Source organism: Nostoc sp. (assembly GCF_036917535.1).
Taxonomy (GTDB): Bacteria; Cyanobacteriota; Cyanobacteriia; order Cyanobacteriales; family Nostocaceae; genus Nostoc.
This window is the reverse complement of the sequence record NZ_JBALDA010000097.1, coordinates 1-18720: the sequence shown is the minus strand read 5'-3', so window position 1 is coordinate 18720 and position 18720 is coordinate 1. Positions and strand designations below refer to the sequence as shown.

Here is an 18720-nt window from a genome sequence, read left to right as displayed (position 1 = left end):
GGCTGTTTGTAGTTTTTTGAGTTGTCGTTGTGAGAGACAATAACTCTACTACGGCAGCCCTATCTCTTCATACTCTTTTTTTGGCGAAGGTATTGCTGCAACCATTGCAAATGTTGCTGGTGTTCCACTTCCTCTTGTTCATCAGCAGCTTGTTTGACTAATTGTTTTTGTGCTTGTATTGCTTGTTTGCAGTATTTCTCAATAAGTCCGTGCAATTGCACGGCGGTAATCTTATCTAGACATACAAGCATGGCTTTTCCTGTTTGCCAACGTTGGGTATAATGAGCTACTAAATCTTGGGCGATTCGGTCTAAACGTTTTTCGGCGGTGAGGATGAGATATTCTCCCCCTAAGCGGCGACGGACGGCTTCTTCTTGTTCAGTGTCGAGTTCAAATTGTTCGATGGCGGTGGCGAGGCGTTGATTTAGTTCCTCGTCAGCTGCAACTTGGCGTTGAGTGCTTTTGTCGTCATAATATAATTCTTCGCCTCGATTGTCGTAGTACAGAGGAACAGTTGCACCATCTTCCACAGCGCGTTGGAAATCGTAGGTGGAAACGTAGCCGCCGAAAACTCGACGAGTAAGTTGGTCTTCTTCCGACTCCATTAAGGGTGTACCAGTAAAGCCGATGAAAGATGCATTGGGTAAGCTGAAACGCATATTTTCCGCAAGTTTACCGTATTGGCTGCGGTGCGCTTCGTCGGAGATGACGATAATATCGGGACGGTGGGAGTAAATCTCACCGGGTTTGTTGAATTTGTGAATTAGTGTGAAAACGTAGCGATGGTTGTCTTTGAGCAATTCAGCTAATTGTTCACCACTGGCGGCTTGGGTGTTATTTTCTTTGATAACACCAACGCCAGCGAAAGTTTGGACGATTTGATTATCTAATTCTTGGCGGTCTGTAACGATGACAAAGGTGAAATTACCTGGTAATTGGCGGTGGGCTTTGCGAGTGAGAAATGCCATTGAGTAAGATTTACCGCTACCTTGAGTATGCCAAAAAACGCCAAGTTTACCTTCTCGGACTTCTCGCTGTTGAACGGCGGTAAATGCGCGGTTAACACCAAGAAATTGGTGATTACGAGTCAGTATTTTGATGGTTTTACCGCTACTGTCATCAAAGAGGATGAAGTTTTCGATGATGTCGAGGAAATTGTCTTTACGGCACATCCCCATTAACATTGTTTGGTAGTCAACTTTGCCTTTTTCTTCTTCCTCTAGACGTTTCCATTCTTGGAAGAGGCCGTTTGGAGTAGAGAGAACCTTTAATGGATAACTCCCGCACTATTAGGAAATGATTATTTTCTGGGTTTTGAAAGTCAATCACTTTCAGGCGGGGATTGATGGTTTCACCCTCTGGGTTTTTGTAAGGTTTCTCTAAAATACCTTCACGGATTAGTTGGTATTTTTTCTGGTTAATGGTGATTAATTGATCTGAAATATTGGATGTGGTGAATGCAAGGGTCGCATCATCGTATACTTGCTGTGGATGACCAGGATTAAATTTCTCTAGTGCTTGGCGAAGATAGCGTGTGAGAACAACTTCTCGTTTGTCTTTGCGTCCTAGTGTGCCGTTAGTGCCGAAAGTTTCCTTTTTGTATGCGTAAACTGAGTGCCATTTCAGGGTTTGTTCAAAGAAATTAGCGGTAGCTTGTTGCACCAGGCGGTCTTCGGAATATTCGGCACTCATGGGGGTGATAGGTGATACAGGTAGCTATTATATTTATAGCTTTGGAATTGGGTAAGTAGCAAGTATCGCCTTTAAAACAATATCAAGTTTTAAGCGATGATGGATGTGTGAGCATAAATGACAATTGGTAATTAAAGATGGTTTCAGTCGAATTACTTAATACACTGCAAGGGCTTAACCGCGCTGATAAACTTTATATTGTGCAGGTTTTAGTATCAGAGTTAGCTCAACAAGAGACTGAACTAATCAAACCTGGACAATCTTATCCTGTTTGGTCTCCTTATGATGCCTTTGAAGCCGCAAATACAATGCTAGAAGTTTTGCAAACAACCAAAAATCAAAACAATGTCTAGCGTCGAGCAATTTCCTTTTGTCAATGCTGACACAACGTTAGGTGAGGCTGGTTTTCGTCCATATATGCCAATTCAGCTTGTGAGTCAGCAATGTTTAATAACAGCATCCGCTTTGTTAGATGCAGGAGCAACAGTAAATGTGTCGAATATTTTTACCTAATTAGTGGATTGTTGATATTTAACCCACAGCATAATCTGTAAATTGGCGCTTAAATGGCGAATGAAAGCCGATGACAATATCCTGCTTGGGGATACCTAAATTTGCTAAATCTTCTCCAATTTCATTTTCTGTTCCGTTGTGTTGTAGCCAAACTTTACCATCTTTGATGTCTAGATGTAAAAAACAACCATAAATCCGACGGTCATTTTTCCAACCGACATTTACAAGTTGATAGTGGTGATGTTCTGTGTCAAAAATTAATTGGGTTTCAATTTCTGGTTCTTGATGAGAAATTGCAGCATACTCTTGCAGAAGTTGCTGAATTATTTGCTGATATTTTTTTAGTTTATCCATTCGACTATCTCCTCCGTTACAGGCTGATAAGTAATCAATTTAAGCTGATATGTTTTGATAATATTTTGTACAAGTCTGATGGTGAAGAATGAAGTGTATGTATCAATTGGAACTGCTAAATAGAGAGTACGGTCTGGTTCTTGTTCAGACAATGCTAGTCGATAGTTAATAAACTGTCCTAAAGCTGTGTGAAATTCAGAAATTGCAGATGTTTTAAAAAAGCTTTTAATTTCAACAGCAATTTTTTCACCCTCTCTTTCTGCTGCTAGAATTCTTTGGGCACCTAAGTCTATGTACATATCCCCTAACTCGAAACTGACGGGTAAAGGATCATGGGTAATTTTCCACCCTTCTTTTTCTAGCCCTTTTTTGACTGCGTTGTGAAAGATATCTCTGGCTGGCATGATATAGCATTATAAAGGATTTTCTATACGGCTATACTTCCGTTCATTAGGCGAGGAAGGAGTAAATCACGGGCTTGGCGAAGATTCTCATTTGTTACAAGTAAGTTTTTCATCTGCAAGAACATAGGGTTAGTTATTCTAGTAAAAAGTTGCATAGTTTCTTTATCAGGAACTAAAAAATCAAAAATTCTGATTTTTTCTAAACTTAAATTGTCTTGAGCCGCACCACTTGAAACATTCCGCATTCTTATTTTAATAGTATCGATAGAATATTTGATAAATTCTGCGCTTACTTGATTGGAATTAGCTATAAAACCAACTACACTATCTGGGAAACAAGCCGAGAAAGTTAATATAGCTGTCTCTGCAATGTTTGCAGCTATAGTAATTAATAATGTTCCAGCATCCCACAGCTTACTTTGAGCTAAACCTTTTTCGTTATATGTTTGACTGTAGTTTGTAATGTATAAAGATGCTTCTTTAACCTCTCCTGTTTGAATAAATGGAAATTTTCCTTCATATAAGGAAGGATCGTTTCTCGGACGGTGTTTAGATTTACCTCTACCAAGTAACCCAAGTTCTTCAAGCTTTTTAAACTTCCACCCTTCTGGAATGCCATCAACTACCTTCACTGACTCGTAGCCAGGGAAGCGCGATCGCACAAACCATTCTTTGTAAAGCTGGTGGATGGACTCTTCCAGCAGTGCTATTCGGCGGTTGTTGTTGTCGATGAGGCGATCGTAATTTGAGAGAATCTCAGCTATGCGTTGTTGGGTTACAAGTGGAGGATAGTAAAGAGGTAATGGATTTAATCATCTCTAAGCTGACATATCCTTGTGCTACACCTCCTTTGACTCCATAGAGTGCATTTTGAAAAATATCACCTTTAATCCAATAGTAAAGATAGTTAGGATTAACAACATTTACATCAGGTCTTAAAAGAGATACGCTACTAGAAATTCCAAAACGGTCTTTCTGTTGATATAAATAAGGCTCTCCGATAGTACCAATAATACTAAAGAGTACATCTCCTATTTGTGGCTTTGTAAGTGCCTTTGATTCTGCTCGAAAATATTTGCTGTAATCTTCTTCTGATATGTAATCGACTTTCGATATATCTAAATTTCCGTTTTTAAAGTTTTTACAGGTTAAGTATAAAACTCCTGATGCTTGTCGCTGAATTTTGGCATGTGCGCCATCTCCTACTAGACAATCATTGCCAATTTTTCTTTCTGTCAATCTCACATTGCTAACTCCTCAAAATTCGCCGCAATACTCACCGCCAACTCTACCGCTTCCTCATTCAAACTCGCCAACTCTAAATGAATTTCCCGCATTCTCTCCTCAAAATCATCCTCTTCTTCCCCATCTAAAGCTGTCACACCCACATAACGACCAGGTGTTAAACTACTATCTTGCTTGGTTATTTCATCGCGCGTCACCACCTTACACAACCCCGGTACATCAACTAACGCCGCTTCGGGAAACCGAGATTGTAACCAGCTAACTTGCGCTTTTACATACAGCGTAGACTTAATAGCAGAAATAGCTGTGTCTCGCGCTGTATCCAGTGCATCACGTTGTTTTTTAATTTCCTTCGCGTCCCAAGTTTCTTGTTTACGTGCGTCTAACTTTTTCTCCGCCAGTTCCACAGCGCGAGTACCGAGTTTATGCACTTCGTTGATGTGCTTTTGCAGAGTTTTTAATTGGGGAATAAATTGTATAAACTTTGCTGCACATTCTTTTTGCGCCTCGTTAGTTGCAAAACCCCACCCCGCTTTAGCTGGCGCTAAGTCTCCCCTCCCCTTACCAAGGGGAGGGGTAGGGGTGGGGTTATTCTCTGCAAACCACACCAAATGCACTTGTAATTCATCAATTAAATCTTGTCTCGCCTCAGCAAATTCTTTAATTCCCGCCTCCAATTCAGACAAACTAGCGCGGAAAGTCTCTACATTCTGATTGGCGATATCTTCAGCAACTAATCTCTCAACTTCAGGTAACTCCTTTAATAAAGGAAGCGAAGCCCCAAGACGATCGCTAAAATTCTGCAATAATTGTGTCAACTTAGCTAACGGTGACTCTAACTGTGTCAACGCACCTTCAATAGTCGCCGCTTCTTGATGCGTCTTGTTTAAATAATCTTGCACCAATCCTAAATAATGCTCCTGCTGACCGCGATACAACCAAGCGATCACAGTGATATTCTGGAGTTGTTCTTCACTAAAATCGCGGGTTTTGCGCGTCACTACCCGATAAATATTTCGTGCATCAATCATTAACACCTTGTCTTGGCGTTCTGCTGGTTTTCCTTTGTCAAAAAACCACAATGTACAAGGTAGAGATTTTGTATAAAAAAAGTTTGTCCCAATAGAGATAATCATATCCACCGCTTGAGTGGCGATTAACTCCTCTCGAATCTCCTTTTCCCTATGTCCTGCATCCGATGCAGAACTCGCCATTACAAACCCGGCTCTACCTCGCTGATTTAAATAACTGTAAAAATACTGTATCCACAAGTAATTTGCATTGCTCACTGCTTTAGTTTTCGCAGCAATCCCCGGTATCTTTTTCTCAGTAAACAATCGCGGGTCAGTCTTCACCTTCTCTGGACTCACTCCATCGACATTAAACGGCGGGTTAGACATGACAAAATCACATTGACCAAGCAACTCTTCCCAGCGATCGTAAAAAGTATTACCTTGGCGAATTATCCCTTCTAAAGCGTGAACCGCTAAATTCATTCGCGCTAAACGAGTGTTTGTATCCGATTTTTACTGTCCGTAAAAAGTAATTTTTGCAGCTGCATCCTCACCGCGATTTTCGAGAAAATGTCCGGTCTGCACAAACATATCCGCACTACCGCAAGCAGGGTCTAAGACATTTCCCCGGTCAGGTTCAATCATATTTACAATTGTGCGTACCAAAGAAGGCGGTGTAAAAAATTCTCCTCCTTCCTGTGCGCCACTCATGGCAAACTTATTTAGAAAATACTCATAAATTCGCCCAAACACATCACCTGTGGCTTTCCGTAACTCTTCCCGGTCAAAAATTCGCACTAAATTATACAGCAAATCCTGCTCAAAACTGGTGTACTCCTTCGGTAACACTCCCTGCAACATCTGAGTTTCATCCTCAATCGCTTTCATCGCTGTATTGATCGCCTTGCCAATGTCTGCGTTTTCTGCCAAATTCAAGATGCGATCGTACTGGGCTTCTGTTGGTAAAAAAATTGCTGACTTTCCTTTAAAGTCATCTTTGGTAATCGGGCGTTTTTTTCCACCCCGCGATGGTAAACCCTTTTCAATCTCCGCGTTTACAGCATTGAAGCGATTTGTCGCATGGCGAAGAAAGATTAGCCCAAGTACGGGCATACTGTATTCATTAGCATTGAGTTTTGAGTTAGCACGGAGTTGGTCTGCGGCTTTCCACAGGGAAGATTCAAGTTGACTGATATTGAGCATAGTTTGTTAGCGCTTAGGCGAAATTATGACAGTCTACTTCGCCTAAAAAATTATAAATTTACATATTAACTGTTTTGGCAACCAGGGAATCTGTTATTTTTTCCCCTAGCCCAAACAAATATACTTAGCACATTTAATTCCTTGAGCGGAATTTTTTAACCTAAAATAACGTCCCAAAGACGATAAGCAAAAATACTTTTGACACACTAGGCAATGACTTGTCAAAGCTACTAAGCGTTTACACCTCATTTCCCCTGACTTGGTGGAATTTTACCCTCATTCTGAGCTTGTTTAATTGCTCGTTTCACAATTAACACTGCCATTTGAGACAAAGAACGCTCCTCTGCATCAGCCAACAATTGCAGGGCTTCTTTGTCTTCTTCTTCCATATAAAGAGTTACAGTTACTTTTCCCATGTCAGCATCATAAGCTATTTTGTTTGTTTTTGTATTAAATACATTTAAACACATTAAATAAAGTAAAAACACTTTAGTTTAGCGTATAATTACAGATAAGTCAAAAGCCAGCGATCAACTTTCTCAGGGCGGATGCTGGCTTTTGGCCCCCATATCACAGGAGACATTTCCTACGAACAAATGGCTCAGATTTGTGATCGTTCCCTTTCTACTGTTCGCCGCTGGTTTGCTAGAGGTAAAAACTACCGCCGCCCCATGCCAGCCGATTTACGCCACCTTGCCGTCATGAACTTTTTGCTGGAACACTTTGAGGATATCCCCGAAGAAGTGTTGCAGAACCTTTGTTTTCCAGACAAGAGTGAGTAGGAATTGAATCTAATTTCAATATCAACTTGATATTTCTTGCCAGCCACCGTCACAGTAGGCTGGCTTTTGTCTTGGAAATTACAGATTTTAGCAGGAGAATTCAATGACCTACCTTGAAAAGCTGAGTCCTTGGTGTATAGTGCGGCTTCTACCTAATATGCAAAACCAAGTTGTAGCTCGTTTTCGTCGCCGCAGTGATGCAGAAGCTCATTTACAAGTTTTACACCGACTGATCCCCAGCGTGAGTTTTAAGCAGATTATTCCTGATTTTTATAGTACAAGTGTACTTTAATTGTACAGCGATCGCACTTCCACACCGACTTATACTGCCACTCAATTTGATGACAAGGCGCTTCAGCATAACAAGTCCCACACAAGCGAATTGGCTCATGCTGCATTCCCACTCCCAGAGGTGGAAGCATTTGAGCTAACGTGTCTGCATCTACTTCTACTACAGATGCGATCGCTTCCAATTCCTGTTGACTAGGGCGAGGGTTAAAATGAAATCTTTCCCACCGTGCCACTACAGCACCAATCCCTGCCAAACTACCCAACGCACTTGCGGATAAATGGTTGGCACGTCTGAACCTGCCAAGAAAGTGCCTCAGGCTTTCCCCTTTATAGGGTTTAATCAAGAATAGCCAAGGCTCAATATTTGTTGCTGCCATTATTTGTACTCCCTAGCTGCTTCCTGTAAAACAGCCTTGTCAATCTTCTTTAATCCCCTTGATAAAGAACGGATTGCTGCTTCTCTAAGAATTTCATCCAACCGCCCGCATTGCATGGCTTAAAGCGGATGGTGACATCCCTAACTTCGACGCAGCGCGGGTAAAGCTCATCTCGTCTGCAACCACGACAAATGCAGCTAAGTCGTTGAGTTCGTCACGCTTAATTACTGCATATTTTTCATAAGTACATGCTAATTATGCCATCTAGTCAATTAATTTTATTCGATCTATGCTCATAGTTGACCGATAGTTGATCGGGTTCCACTCATCAACAACCAACATGGCAAGTTCTAATTCTAAAGTTTGGTTGATTACAGATAGCTCAAGCGGATTTGGTCGATTGCTTACTCAAGCCGTTCTCAAAAACGGCGATCGCGTAGTAGTAACTGCTCGCAGCCCAGAACAACTCGACGATCTCGTCAAACAGTATCCTGATGCAATCAAAACAGTTCGCTTAGATGTCACGAATCTACTAAACGTTCAGGCGGCGACGCAATCAGCACTGAATGCTTACAATCGCATTGATGTTCTCGTTAACAATGCAGGCTATGCAGCAATTGGTGCGATCAAACAAATGAGTGACCTTTTTTGAATTCAAAATTCAAAATTCAAAATGAAGAATAAGAATTTTTTTGAATTGATTATCCTTCTTTACGATACGCTACACGAACGAGTCAAAGCCCCCACCACAATCTTTGATTTGGTGGTCTTCAATTAGTGGCGAGTCCAAGCTCACACTAATGTTTCCTTAGCAGGGGCTGGGATCTATTGCCAAACCTGACACCTGTAATGCATCTCTAACAACAAAATGAGTCGGAATCGGGACTCTGTAACAGAGCAGAGTTGTGATGAGATATCTCGCTTTGTAGAAATTTGTATTTAAAGCGCATAACACCTTCCAGACAAAGACAAATCTACATCAACTCTGTTGCTTTAATTAAATAAGAACTTTATGAGCCTTACCAACTTTCGCACGCTCGGCCGCTCTGGCTTGATTGTTAGTCCAATCGCACTCGGTACTATGACCTTTGATAATCCGCAATGGGGTGCGCCAAATGAGGTTGCTAAATCCATTTTCCATGCCTACGTGGATGCAGGCGGCAACTTCATCGACACTGCCGATTTGTATTCTAAAGGTCGCAGTGAAGAACTCATTGGCGGCTATATTCGCGATCGCAACTTGCGCGATCGGTTGGTACTAGCTAGTAAGTTTGCTTTTCATAGCGGAGAACCCGGCAACCCAAATACAGGAGGCAACGGACGCAAGAATATTTACCGAGCGCTCGAAGGATCGCTACGCCGACTGCAAACAGACTATATCGACCTTTACTGGATGCACGTTTGGGACACGATCACACCGGTCGAAGAAGTGCTACAGTCGCTTGGTGACTTGGTACGCGCAGGCAAGATCCGCTACTTTGGTTTCTCAGATATTCCTGCTTGGTACAGTGCCAAAGCTGCCGCGATCGCAACCGCACACAATATTCCTGCCCTGATCGCCATGCAGCTTGAATACTCGCTCGTCGAACGCAGCATTGAGCGCGAGCATCTGCCTGCGGCGCGTGATGCGGGATTGGGGATTTGCCCGTGGAGTCCGCTTGCAGGTGGTTTCCTAGCCGGAAAGTATCAGCGTACAGAGGCAGGAACCACTGGGCAAGGACGACTCAGCGGCAATAACCCCTTTCAGGGAAAGTTCACTAAATTCACTGACCGTAACTGGCGCATACTCGATGCGCTGCGGACTGTAGCGGCACAAGTTGATCGACCCTTAGCGCAGGTTGCACTCGCTTGGGTTTCAGCACAGTCAGGCATTACTTCACCGATTCTGGGTGCGACCAAGCTTGAGCAACTGCACGATAACATCGAATCGTTAGACATTCACCTCACGCCCGAACAGCTTCAGACTTTAGATGAGAGCAGTGCGCTCGATCTCGCTTTCCCCTACGGCATCTTTACGAATGAAGGAAGCCGCACCATTTTTGGTGGTGCAACGGTTCAAGGCTGGCAGTAGCGAAGATTCTGACTGTTAGTCCTAGCTGTCTAATTGGGATGAAAGAGCTTGAGACTCAAGCACAGAGAGGATTTCTTGATGTTGATGGACTAAACCTTTACTATTAAAAAGCGATCGCGCTGTGCCAGTTGCGTAAGTCCTGTATTTATGTATGGTCTTTTCTGGTGATAAATAAGTAACTTCACTGAAATATTTGATGAAGAATTAAACAAGTTGTCTTTAATACTTTATTTATAGTCCTATTTAATCAAATTTATGTAAAAAGATGACTGAATTTCTGAAGAATAGATTGATGCTCCTGTTCACCAAGGTTAAGCTAATAATAATATAAACAGGAAGCCTTTTTGTCCTGATAACTGAAATGACCACTAATCGTTTATCAATTAGTCAGGAAAATCTCCATTGTCTTACATCTAACTTTAAACAATTAGATGTGCAAACTGCCCAAGAGGAGGTTTATAGTTTCTTTGTGGAAATTGTCAATAAATTGACACCAGAGGATGTTTTACGTGAATTCAAAAGTTTATTTATAGGCGGTCTTGATTCCGAATATTCCGATTATATACCTGGAATATATAATATTTTTCTAGATAATGATGAGCAGGAATTATATAATACACTTAAGCGCTGTTGCTACATCATAGTTAATAATTGGAAAACTAACCGAAAAGACAAATATATCCAAGACTTAGTTAATTTATTTGTTAATGAAAATCTGAAAATCAAGGACAATAATCCTCTAGTAGTAAAAACTTGTAAAATCTGGTTAGAGAAGTTTGCCAATAGCAAAGATTACAAGGATCTGAAATTATTTGCTACTAAATATGAAGATTCATCTAAAGGCCATTGGGCTAATCGCTACACTTCCTATTTATTGATCGATCAATCTGTTAATAATAAGAACCCTAAAGAGCAACAAGACGCTGCTAGAAGGCTTTCCAAACAGATAAAAGACAGATTTAAGTTTGAACTAGCAATGTATATTGCTCGTTCTCAATCTGGCGTTTCAAGCACAACACGCTATAAAAATCCCAGTATTTTGGGAGATCAAGCTCTACGCTTAATAAAAACAATTGTCTTAAAAAGAGGCGTATTTAGTCATGATAATATTGCCCATATATTTATCAAACAAACTGAAAAACAAACTTTGAAGGAATTTAAAATTAACCTAGAAAAATATCTATTTTTTTCCGTAGAAAATCAAGAAGCAGTCGAGAATTTGCGGCAGCATTTTGCACATATTTTATCCTTATGGAAGATAGATTATAATCAAGAAATTATCACTAAAGAATTTTTCTTGAGAACCTGTAATCGAGTGATTGATTACTTTACAATAGAAAATGCTAAAGAGCCTTCACGATTATTTATTTTATTAATTGCTCAAGGTCATGCTCTAACCCTGGTAATTATATTATTAAAGGTTATTTTGATTTGTAAAAATTCCCGGAGACATTTAGAAACTCGGATTGCTCATTTGATTCGTTTTTACGAAAACTATTCTGAAGAGGAATGCAAAGGAGTCATAAATTTTATCGAGATTTTTAATATCACGTTCGCCATTTATGCAGAAAATGTAGAATATAACTTGATTAAGATGGAAGAAGAACAACAAAGCAGTAATCAGCAATTAAATCTGGATAGTTATCGTGTGTTTTCACAAGTGAAAGTAGATAGACAAAAATGAGTTTTGTCTGATTCAGGATTTCGCAAGGCGTTCATCTAACCAAGCTAGGGCAGCACCCGCAGTTTCAGCTAGAATACTAATGAGGCGATATAGAGCGATCGCACTAAATACCAAGGCAGCTGGAAAGTGGTGTCGTAAAAGTTCATAGGCAGTCGCTTCAAATACACCTAATCCACCAGGCGCACCCGGTATAACAAACCCCAACAACCAAGCGCAACTAAAAGCCCCTAACAACAAAGGAATTTGATTCGCATTCAACGAACCCAAGGCGAACATAGTTAATATAAATCCAGTGGCGCGTAGTCCCATAAAGCCCACTTCTCCTAACAAAGGGCGTAAAGGGTAGCTTTTAAGACTGAAGGGAATAGTTGGTTGAGTAGTAGCAGACTTTTTAGCTTTTAATCTATATAAAAAGCGAATAACTGGATTTAAAAACCAGGGATGAATTGCACAAAGGACTACAGCTAAACTCAGGAATTGTAGTATTTGTATAACAAGGGTAGTATTAGCTGCTGCAAATTGGCTACTGCATAAGACAATGATAATTAAAGCAGCCGCTAGCATGAGTAACGGTTCCAGCAAAACGCTTAAGGTGGCTGCACCTGTAGGAATATTCGCATTTTTGGCGGCGACAATTCGCCCGTAGTGATGCCAGATATTACCTGGTAAATACTTCGCGATGTTCGTTTTTAGGTAAACTTGGATGAATTGGGGAGATGATACAGGTTGATTTAACTCTTGAAGAATCCAAGTCCAGATCCAGCCTGCCCAAGTATGAGCTAGTAATGTTACCCCTGTAGCGATCGCCATAATTGCCCATCCTACATCATCAATGCGGATAACAGTTACCTCAATCCAATTATCCTTTAGAGCTTTCCCTAAAAAAAACAGCGTTCCCCCCAAAATTATCCAGCGTAGAAATTGCTTCATGAATTTAGTCTTTTAACGGTAGAGCAACAAGGGCTGAATACCTCAAATATTATGGGATATGAGCTATATATCCAAAGCTTTGGAAGTATTAAACAGGTTGATGTAGCTATTTTGACGACAATCATATTATTTTAGTTTATATCTCCCTAGAGTTAGATAAAATTATTCCTTTTGCGCTAACTAAAATGTGACTTACGCTAGAGGTAAAATTTATTTAATTATTCATACTATTAATTAAAGTTATTATTCTTTCTGAATGCTTGGGATACAAAATTAATTCCAAATGCTATCTTGGTTGAAGTTTAACTAGTCACAAATAGTCACAAAAATGCAAGGAGTGAGAACTATGAAAAAAGCAATGACTTGGCTGAAAAACATTCGTCCCTTGAAAGTTTTAACTATTTTTTTAGCAGGAATATTTTTATTTCTGACACAAGCTTGTGGTGCTCCAGGAGTAGCATCACAACCACCACAGCCTGGTTCTCAAGCACCTAATGTCGAGCGATATGATTCTACAAAGGATTATCCTCTGAATCCTCCTGCTGGTGGAATAAATAACTTTAGTGATGTAGATCCCAGAGCGATAGATGAAAAGACAGCTAATGACAGAACTGAGGCACTAGTAAAAAATGCTCAAAAGAATATTGACCAGAAAGGGGTTAACAGTCCAGGGGAATATATCCGCAATTTCAAGGAAGGTACACCTTTGGGTCAAAGAGGGAAAAATTTAGGTGAAGATATCGGTAGTTCAGTTGAAGAAGTTGGCAAAGGTCTTGTTAAGGGAGCTCAGCGAGGAATTGAAAATATTAAGGGTAATACCCAGAATGCTGCTGAAGACGTGACGACAAATGTTCAGCGTGGAGCTGAAGATGCTGGTAAAAATGTTAAGCGCACAGCTGAAGATGCAGGCAACGCAGCCAAGAGGACAGTCAGAGACGTTGATTGAAATTAGTTATTCAATCTGTTGCAAAAATTTGAAAGCGCCCACAGACCTTGAGTCTGGGGCTACCTAAACAAAGCCTGTTTACGCAGGCTTTGTTTTAGTTTTAAGTAGGCAGGACTTATACCAATTCGCAATTCGCAATGACGCTCGCGGACTCGCTAACGTTGAGCTAACGCAATTGAGAAATTTAGATGCAGCAAGGCTTTCCCGGCTTACATCTGTTGCCCTATTTTAGAGAATTGGTATTACGTAGTGCTGATTAGTCATTGCGTTCGCCCTTGGTGTTCCCGTTGGTGCAGCCTCTGTCTAAGACATGTTTCGCGAACGTAGAGAAGGATACGGAGCGAAGCAATCTCATAAAGACTGGGATTGCTTCGCTTTGCTTACAATAGACCTCTTGTACGAATGCAAAACTTGCCCACCCTGCGGGAAGCGAGCTACATCCCCCAACTCCTTCTCCCAATTTTGAGAGAAGGAGAGTCAATTTTAAAGTCCCTCTCCCAAGCTTGGGAGAGGGATTTAGGGTGAGGGTAAAGATTCATGCAAGAAATCTAATGACAATAAATATTTTGTACCCCTTGACAACTTACCTGTTTTTGGGGATGTCACCAATACTTGAAGATTGTAAACGAAGACTTGAACTCCGTTAATGAGTCTTTGAACTCCATTAATGAGTCTTTTAGCTCCGTTGACGAGTATTTGAACTCCGTTAATGAGTTTTTTAGCTCCGTTGACGAGTATTTGAACTCCGTTAATGAGTTTTTTAGCTCCATTAATGAGTCTTTGAACTCCGTTAATGAGTTTTTTAGCTCCGTGAACGATTTTTTTATGCTGTCGGTAATTGCCTGCAACTGCGCTGTAGTAGAGTGTAACTAATTAATTGCGCTGTGAATAACATCTTAATTTATTCAGCTAATCCTCAAAATAGGGAAACACTGCCCTTGGATGACAAAGCACAGAATTACCCAACTTCTGTACAAAATTGACTCGCAACTAGATAAGCTTTTCCACTCAAAAAGCTGAAGGAAGCCAAGGTTAATAGTAATGTTAAACTCCCAGGCTAAACGCATCTTCATCAGCTACAAGCGTAATGCTAGCCCCGATGAGTCGGTGGCGGTGCAAGTCTTCCAAGCGCTATCGCAGCAGCATAAAGTCTTTATCGACCAAACGATGTCCGTTGGCACACGCTGGGCTGAATGTATTGAAGCAGAAATCCGCCAAGCTGATTTTCTGATTACTTTCCTTTCAGCCTTGTCAACCAGCAGCGAGATGGTGGTAGCAGAAATAGAGACAGCACATCACTTGGCAAAATCACAGTCAGGACGCCCGATAATTCTCCCAGTGCGTCTGGCGTATCAAGAACCGTTTGTGTATCCCTTGAGTGCTTACTTAAATGGGATTAACTGGGCGTTCTGGAAAGATGCAGAAGATACGCCACGCCTGATTGCAGAGTTGTTGCAGGCTGTCTCTGGCGGTGCATTGGCTATCAGTGAAGAAAAATCGAAAGCAGATTTACTTCAAATAAGTGAGCCATCACTCCTACCCCATCCCTTTCCTTCAGCACAACCTGTCTCCCTGGAAATGCCGGAAGGGACAATGGAATCGCAATCTACTTTTTACGTAGAACGCTCATCTGATGCCCTTACTTTGCAAACTATTGAGCGCCAAGGTGTGACAATTACAATTAAAGGCCCCCGGCAAATGGGCAAAAGTTCCTTGTTAATCCGCACAATTCATACTGCTGTGAATGCAAGTAAGCGGGTTGCTTTGCTGGATTTCCAATTGTTTGATAAAGCCGCCTTAACTAATGCTGACCTTTTCTTTCGCCAGTTCTGTACTTGGTTAACTGATGAACTGGAAATGACTGATAAAGTTGATCAGTATTGGAATATGCCTTTGGGCAATAGTCAGCGTTGCACTCGTTATGTTGGGCGCTATTTGCTCAAAGAGTTTGGCAACCCCATTGTCTTAGCGATGGATGAAGTTGAAAGGGTCTTTGATACTGATTTTCGCTCTGATTTCTTTGGAATGCTGCGAAGCTGGCACAATAGTCGCGCCACTACTCCCATGTGGAAGCAACTGGATTTAGCACTGGTTACTTCCACCGAACCCTACCAGTTAATTGATAATCTCAACCAATCTCCCTTTAATGTTGGGTTGGTAATTGATTTAGAAGACTTTACAGCAGCACAGGTTGCTGATTTAAACCGCCGTCATGGTTCACCCTTCAACGCTAACGAAGAAAAGCAATTAATCGCGTTACTGGGTGGACATCCTTATTTAGTACGCCTTGCACTTTATTTAGTTGCTAGCGATCGCCTCCATCCTACCGAATTATTTGCCAATGCGATCGCAGATAATGGCCCTTTTGGCAATCATCTACGTAACCACCTTTTCCGGCTGCATAACAAACAGGAGTTGGTTCAGGGTATGTTCCAAGTAATTCGCCAGAATACCTGTGAAGATGAGCGCATTTTCTTCCGTTTGCGGGGTGCGGGTTTAGTGCGTCGAGAAGGGCGTGTAGTGTTTCCCCGTTGTCAACTTTACACTGATTATTTCCGGGAGCATTTGCGTGGCTAATCCAAGCATTTACACCGTAGGCGGGACGGTACAGGCTGGCGGTGGGATTTACATTCCCCGCCAAGCTGATGAAGAATTGCTCAGTCTGTGTGAGTCGGCAACTTTCGCTTATGTGCTGACGCCGCGCCAAATGGGTAAGTCTAGTCTGATGGTACGCACGGCGCAAACGCTAATGGACGAGGGAATTCGCTCGGTAACTGTTGACCTTCAAGAATTGGGGGCAAATGTCACAGCCGAACAGTGGTATTTTGGCTTTTTGGTCAAACTGGAAGACCAACTGATGTTTGATACCGATGTGGTGAGTTGGTGGCAAGAACACCAGCATCTGGGAGTATCGCAACGGCTGACACAGTTTTTTGAGAAGGTTTTGCTGGCTGAGGTTGAAGGGCAAGTGGTGATTTTTGTCGATGAAATTGACTCTACCCTCAGCCTGGATTTTACCGATGATTTTTTTATTGCAATTCGTTATCTCTATGTTGCCCGTGCTACTAATCCTAAATTTGGGCGGCTTTCTTTTGTCTTAATGGGGGTAGCAACTCCTGGTGATTTAATTCGCGATGCCAAGCGCACACCGTTTAATATTGGACAGCGTGTCGATTTAACTGATTTTACCTTTGAGGAAGCCTTACCCTTGGCTGAGGGATTGGGATTACCCAGCAATGAAGCCAACCAGATATTACGCTGGGTGTTGAAGTGGACGGCGGGACACCCATATTTAACGCAGCGTCTCTGTGGTGCTTTAGTAGCAGAAGCAAGTAGGGAGTTGGTAGAGACGCGACTTATGGCGTCTTTAGAGAGTAGGGATGTAGACAGAATAGTTAACAGCACATTTTTTGGCGCGATGAGTGAGCAAGACAATAACTTGCAGTTTGTGCGGGATATGCTGACTAAACGCTCACCAGACCCGGAGGTTTTGACTATTTACCGCGAGATTCGCCAGGGTAAGCGGGCGGTTGTTGATGAGGAGCAGTCTTTAGCTAAATCTCACTTGAAGCTGTCGGGGGTGGTACGGCGGGAGAATAATGTTTTGCGGGCGCGGAATCAAATCTATCGGCAAGTATTTGATTATAAGTGGATTAATAAACATTTGCCGTTTAACTTGCGGGATAGGTGGGAACAGCTTAAACCTGCACTGCCTTATGTGGCGATACTGGTAGTATTTTCGGTTTTAATGACGGGAGTGGCTGTGTATGTGAATGGCGAACGTCAAATTGCCCAACAAGCCCGCGACAGTGAAAAAAAACAGCGTGTAGAGGCAGAAACTCAACGTAATGAAGCAACGCGTCAGGCTGAAAATGCGAGAATACAGCAGCAGAAAGCAAAGGAACAAACGCAGGAGGCAGAAAAGCAAAAGCGCATTGCTAATCAGGAGAGTGAAAGAGCTAAAAAAGGAGAGGAGCAAGCAAAGTTGGCACAACAATTAGCTGAAGAAAGCAGAAAAAAGTTAGCAAATGCACTTAAGATCAAAGCGGCTGAACAATTAGCAAAGGATAGACAGGCAGACGCTGAAAAGCAACGAGATTTAGCAAAGATAAAAGAAGCAGATGCAGAGAAAGGCCGAATAAATGCTGAAATTCTTGCTGATAGCTTAAAGTCACAGATGCTGATGGCATCAAATTTAGAACTTAATGCTTTAGTAGCAGGCTTGAAGGTAGGAAAACGACTTAAAACACTAAATAAAAATGTAGAACCAGATACCCGCATTTTGGCAGTAGCCACACTCCAGCAGGTGCTTTACGGAATCAAGGAACGTAATCGGCTAGAAGGTCATAGCGATTTGGTTTACAGCGTGGCATTTAGCCCCGACGGTCAAACCATTGCCTCTGCCAGTCGTGATAAGACGGTGAAGCTGTGGAATTGCAAGGGGCAACTCCTGCAAACTCTCCAAGGTCATAGCGATTCGGTTTGGGGCGTGGCATTTAGCCCCGACGGTCGAACCATTGCCTCTGCAAGTTCAGACAACACGGTGAAGCTGTGGAATCGCAAGGGGCAACTCCTGCAAACTCTCCAAGGTCATAGCAATTCGGTTTTGGGCGTGGCATTTAGCCCCGACGGTCAAACCATTGCCTCTGCAAGTTATGACAAGACGGTGAAGCTGTGGAATCGCAAGGGGCAACTCCTGCAAACTCTCCAAGGTCATAGCAATTCGGTTTTGGGCGTAGCATTTAGCCCCGACGATCAAACCATTGCCTCTGCAAGTTATGACAAGACGGTGAAGCTGTGGAATCGCAAGGGGCAACTCCTGCAAACTCTCCAAGGCCATAGCGATTCGGTTTGGGGCGTGGCATTTAGCCCCGACGGTCAAACCATTGCCTCTGCAAGTTCAGACAAGACGGTGAAGCTGTGGAATCGCAAGGGGCAACTCCTGCAAACTCTCCAAGGTCATAGCGATTCGGTTTGGGGCGTGGCATTTAGTCCCGACGGTCAAACCATTGCCTCTGCAAGTTCAGACAAGACGGTGAAGCTGTGGAATCGCAAGGGGCAACTCCTGCAAACTCTCCAAGGTCATAGCGATTCGGTTTGGGGCGTGGCATTTAGTCCCGACGGTCAAACCATTGCCTCTGCAAGTTCAGACAAGACGGTGAAGCTGTGGAATCGCAAGGGGCAACTCCTGCAAACTCTCCAAGGTCATAGCGAT

General features: G+C 42.3%; 20 protein-coding genes and 1 pseudogene. 10 read left to right on the top strand and 11 right to left on the bottom strand.

From position 1 onward, the window contains the following. Window positions 1–59 precede the first annotated feature (59 nt). On the bottom strand, window positions 60–1172 hold the full coding sequence (locus tag V7K56_RS32350; protein ID WP_334917488.1) for a DEAD/DEAH box helicase family protein: 1113 nt from the start codon (window positions 1170–1172) through the stop codon (window positions 60–62). A gap of 22 nt (window positions 1173–1194) precedes the next feature. Beyond that, window positions 1195–1692: a type I restriction endonuclease gene (locus tag V7K56_RS32345; protein WP_334917486.1), complete on the bottom strand. Its 498-nt coding sequence runs from the start codon at window positions 1690–1692 to the stop codon at window positions 1195–1197. A gap of 137 nt (window positions 1693–1829) precedes the next feature. Here V7K56_RS32345 and V7K56_RS32340 point away from each other — a divergent pair, with 137 nt between their 5' ends. Together V7K56_RS32340 and V7K56_RS32335 are read left to right on the top strand one after the other, a co-directional pair. Further along, window positions 1830–2045, top strand: a complete 216-nt coding sequence (locus V7K56_RS32340) for a hypothetical protein (protein WP_334917484.1) — start codon at window positions 1830–1832, stop codon at window positions 2043–2045. Then, the gene (locus tag V7K56_RS32335) at window positions 2038–2205 is read left to right on the top strand and encodes a hypothetical protein (RefSeq protein ID WP_334917482.1); all 168 of its coding nucleotides are present in this window, start codon (window positions 2038–2040) and stop codon (window positions 2203–2205) included. Before V7K56_RS32340 ends, V7K56_RS32335 begins: the two co-directional genes overlap by 8 nt. A gap of 18 nt (window positions 2206–2223) precedes the next feature. Here the strand turns inward: V7K56_RS32335 and V7K56_RS32330 are convergent, their stop codons facing one another. From V7K56_RS32330 to V7K56_RS32305, 6 genes and pseudogenes are all read right to left on the bottom strand, one after another. Beyond that, window positions 2224–2559, bottom strand: coding sequence for a XisI protein (locus tag V7K56_RS32330; RefSeq protein WP_334917480.1), 336 nt, complete (start codon window positions 2557–2559; stop codon window positions 2224–2226). After that, window positions 2547–2963 (bottom strand): XisH family protein, encoded by a 417-nt coding sequence (locus V7K56_RS32325; RefSeq protein ID WP_334917476.1) that lies wholly within the window; start codon window positions 2961–2963, stop codon window positions 2547–2549. Before V7K56_RS32325 ends, V7K56_RS32330 begins: the two co-directional genes overlap by 13 nt. A gap of 23 nt (window positions 2964–2986) precedes the next feature. Further along, the gene (locus V7K56_RS32320) at window positions 2987–3595 is read right to left on the bottom strand and encodes a restriction endonuclease subunit S (protein ID WP_334917474.1); all 609 of its coding nucleotides are present in this window, start codon (window positions 3593–3595) and stop codon (window positions 2987–2989) included. A 124-nt stretch (window positions 3596–3719) separates the two neighbouring features. Further along, window positions 3720–4208 carry a restriction endonuclease subunit S gene (locus V7K56_RS32315; RefSeq protein ID WP_334917472.1) on the bottom strand — a complete coding sequence of 163 codons (489 nt, stop codon included), beginning with the start codon at window positions 4206–4208 and terminating at the stop codon, window positions 3720–3722. Then, window positions 4205–6424 (bottom strand): annotated as a pseudogene (locus tag V7K56_RS32310) (type I restriction-modification system subunit M). Before V7K56_RS32310 ends, V7K56_RS32315 begins: the two are co-directional and overlap by 4 nt. Before the next feature lie 245 nt (window positions 6425–6669). After that, window positions 6670–6912 (bottom strand): ribbon-helix-helix domain-containing protein, encoded by a 243-nt coding sequence (locus V7K56_RS32305; RefSeq protein WP_334917470.1) that lies wholly within the window; start codon window positions 6910–6912, stop codon window positions 6670–6672. Window positions 6913–6972: 60 nt separating this feature from the next. On the opposite strand from V7K56_RS32305, the gene V7K56_RS32300 reads away from it, so the two are divergent. Together V7K56_RS32300 and V7K56_RS32295 are read left to right on the top strand one after the other, a co-directional pair. Next, entirely contained in the window at window positions 6973–7206 is a 234-nt protein-coding gene (locus V7K56_RS32300) for a hypothetical protein (RefSeq protein WP_442940344.1), read from the top strand. A 103-nt stretch (window positions 7207–7309) separates the two neighbouring features. Then, window positions 7310–7498 carry a hypothetical protein gene (locus V7K56_RS32295; protein WP_334917468.1) on the top strand — a complete coding sequence of 63 codons (189 nt, stop codon included), beginning with the start codon at window positions 7310–7312 and terminating at the stop codon, window positions 7496–7498. Here V7K56_RS32295 and V7K56_RS32290 read toward each other — a convergent pair. Continuing rightward, on the bottom strand, window positions 7464–7874 hold the full coding sequence (locus V7K56_RS32290) for a TniQ family protein (protein ID WP_334917466.1): 411 nt from the start codon (window positions 7872–7874) through the stop codon (window positions 7464–7466). The genes V7K56_RS32295 and V7K56_RS32290 overlap by 35 nt on opposite strands. Window positions 7875–7967: 93 nt before the next feature. Further along, window positions 7968–8045, bottom strand: coding sequence for a helix-turn-helix domain-containing protein (locus V7K56_RS37320; RefSeq protein WP_442940346.1), 78 nt, complete (start codon window positions 8043–8045; stop codon window positions 7968–7970). Window positions 8046–8214: 169 nt separating this feature from the next. Here V7K56_RS37320 and V7K56_RS32285 point away from each other — a divergent pair, with 169 nt between their 5' ends. From V7K56_RS32285 to V7K56_RS32275, 3 genes are all read left to right on the top strand, one after another. Beyond that, complete coding sequence (locus tag V7K56_RS32285; RefSeq protein ID WP_334917464.1) at window positions 8215–8526, top strand: SDR family NAD(P)-dependent oxidoreductase; 312 nt, start codon at window positions 8215–8217, stop codon at window positions 8524–8526. A gap of 399 nt (window positions 8527–8925) precedes the next feature. Next, window positions 8926–9945 (top strand): aldo/keto reductase, encoded by a 1020-nt coding sequence (locus V7K56_RS32280; protein WP_334917462.1) that lies wholly within the window; start codon window positions 8926–8928, stop codon window positions 9943–9945. 361 nt (window positions 9946–10306) lie between these two features. Further along, window positions 10307–11629: a hypothetical protein gene (locus V7K56_RS32275; protein WP_334917460.1), complete on the top strand. Its 1323-nt coding sequence runs from the start codon at window positions 10307–10309 to the stop codon at window positions 11627–11629. Between the two features lie 12 nt (window positions 11630–11641). Here the strand turns inward: V7K56_RS32275 and V7K56_RS32270 are convergent, their stop codons facing one another. Further along, window positions 11642–12559, bottom strand: a complete 918-nt coding sequence (locus V7K56_RS32270; protein WP_334917458.1) for a lysylphosphatidylglycerol synthase domain-containing protein — start codon at window positions 12557–12559, stop codon at window positions 11642–11644. Window positions 12560–12905: 346 nt separating this feature from the next. Here V7K56_RS32270 and V7K56_RS32265 point away from each other — a divergent pair, with 346 nt between their 5' ends. The 3 genes from V7K56_RS32265 to V7K56_RS32255 all read left to right on the top strand — a co-directional run. Then, window positions 12906–13505 (top strand): hypothetical protein, encoded by a 600-nt coding sequence (locus tag V7K56_RS32265; protein ID WP_334917456.1) that lies wholly within the window; start codon window positions 12906–12908, stop codon window positions 13503–13505. A gap of 1041 nt (window positions 13506–14546) precedes the next feature. Continuing rightward, the gene (locus V7K56_RS32260) at window positions 14547–16082 is read left to right on the top strand and encodes an AAA-like domain-containing protein (RefSeq protein ID WP_334917454.1); all 1536 of its coding nucleotides are present in this window, start codon (window positions 14547–14549) and stop codon (window positions 16080–16082) included. Beyond that, window positions 16075–18720: AAA-like domain-containing protein (locus V7K56_RS32255; RefSeq protein WP_334917452.1), on the top strand; the 2646-nt coding region annotated here is incomplete at its 3' end. The genes V7K56_RS32260 and V7K56_RS32255, both read left to right, overlap by 8 nt.

Excerpts from the sequence above, each read along its gene's own strand:
- V7K56_RS32350 (WP_334917488.1), bottom strand. The coding sequence starts at position 1,172 with ATGTGCCGTAAAGACAATTTCCTCGACATCATCGAAAACTTCATCCTC.
- V7K56_RS32345 (WP_334917486.1), bottom strand. The coding sequence starts at position 1,692 with ATGAGTGCCGAATATTCCGAAGACCGCCTGGTGCAACAAGCTACCGCT.
- V7K56_RS32340 (WP_334917484.1), top strand. The coding sequence starts at position 1,830 with ATGGTTTCAGTCGAATTACTTAATACACTGCAAGGGCTTAACCGCGCT.
- V7K56_RS32335 (WP_334917482.1), top strand. The coding sequence starts at position 2,038 with ATGTCTAGCGTCGAGCAATTTCCTTTTGTCAATGCTGACACAACGTTA.
- V7K56_RS32330 (WP_334917480.1), bottom strand. The coding sequence starts at position 2,559 with ATGGATAAACTAAAAAAATATCAGCAAATAATTCAGCAACTTCTGCAA.
- V7K56_RS32325 (WP_334917476.1), bottom strand. The coding sequence starts at position 2,963 with ATGCCAGCCAGAGATATCTTTCACAACGCAGTCAAAAAAGGGCTAGAA.
- V7K56_RS32300 (WP_442940344.1), top strand. The coding sequence starts at position 6,973 with ATGCTGGCTTTTGGCCCCCATATCACAGGAGACATTTCCTACGAACAA.
- V7K56_RS32295 (WP_334917468.1), top strand. The coding sequence starts at position 7,310 with ATGACCTACCTTGAAAAGCTGAGTCCTTGGTGTATAGTGCGGCTTCTA.
- V7K56_RS32290 (WP_334917466.1), bottom strand. The coding sequence starts at position 7,874 with ATGGCAGCAACAAATATTGAGCCTTGGCTATTCTTGATTAAACCCTAT.
- V7K56_RS37320 (WP_442940346.1), bottom strand. The coding sequence starts at position 8,045 with ATGAGCTTTACCCGCGCTGCGTCGAAGTTAGGGATGTCACCATCCGCT.
- V7K56_RS32285 (WP_334917464.1), top strand. The coding sequence starts at position 8,215 with ATGGCAAGTTCTAATTCTAAAGTTTGGTTGATTACAGATAGCTCAAGC.
- V7K56_RS32275 (WP_334917460.1), top strand. The coding sequence starts at position 10,307 with ATGACCACTAATCGTTTATCAATTAGTCAGGAAAATCTCCATTGTCTT.
- V7K56_RS32270 (WP_334917458.1), bottom strand. The coding sequence starts at position 12,559 with ATGAAGCAATTTCTACGCTGGATAATTTTGGGGGGAACGCTGTTTTTT.
- V7K56_RS32265 (WP_334917456.1), top strand. The coding sequence starts at position 12,906 with ATGAAAAAAGCAATGACTTGGCTGAAAAACATTCGTCCCTTGAAAGTT.
- V7K56_RS32260 (WP_334917454.1), top strand. The coding sequence starts at position 14,547 with ATGTTAAACTCCCAGGCTAAACGCATCTTCATCAGCTACAAGCGTAAT.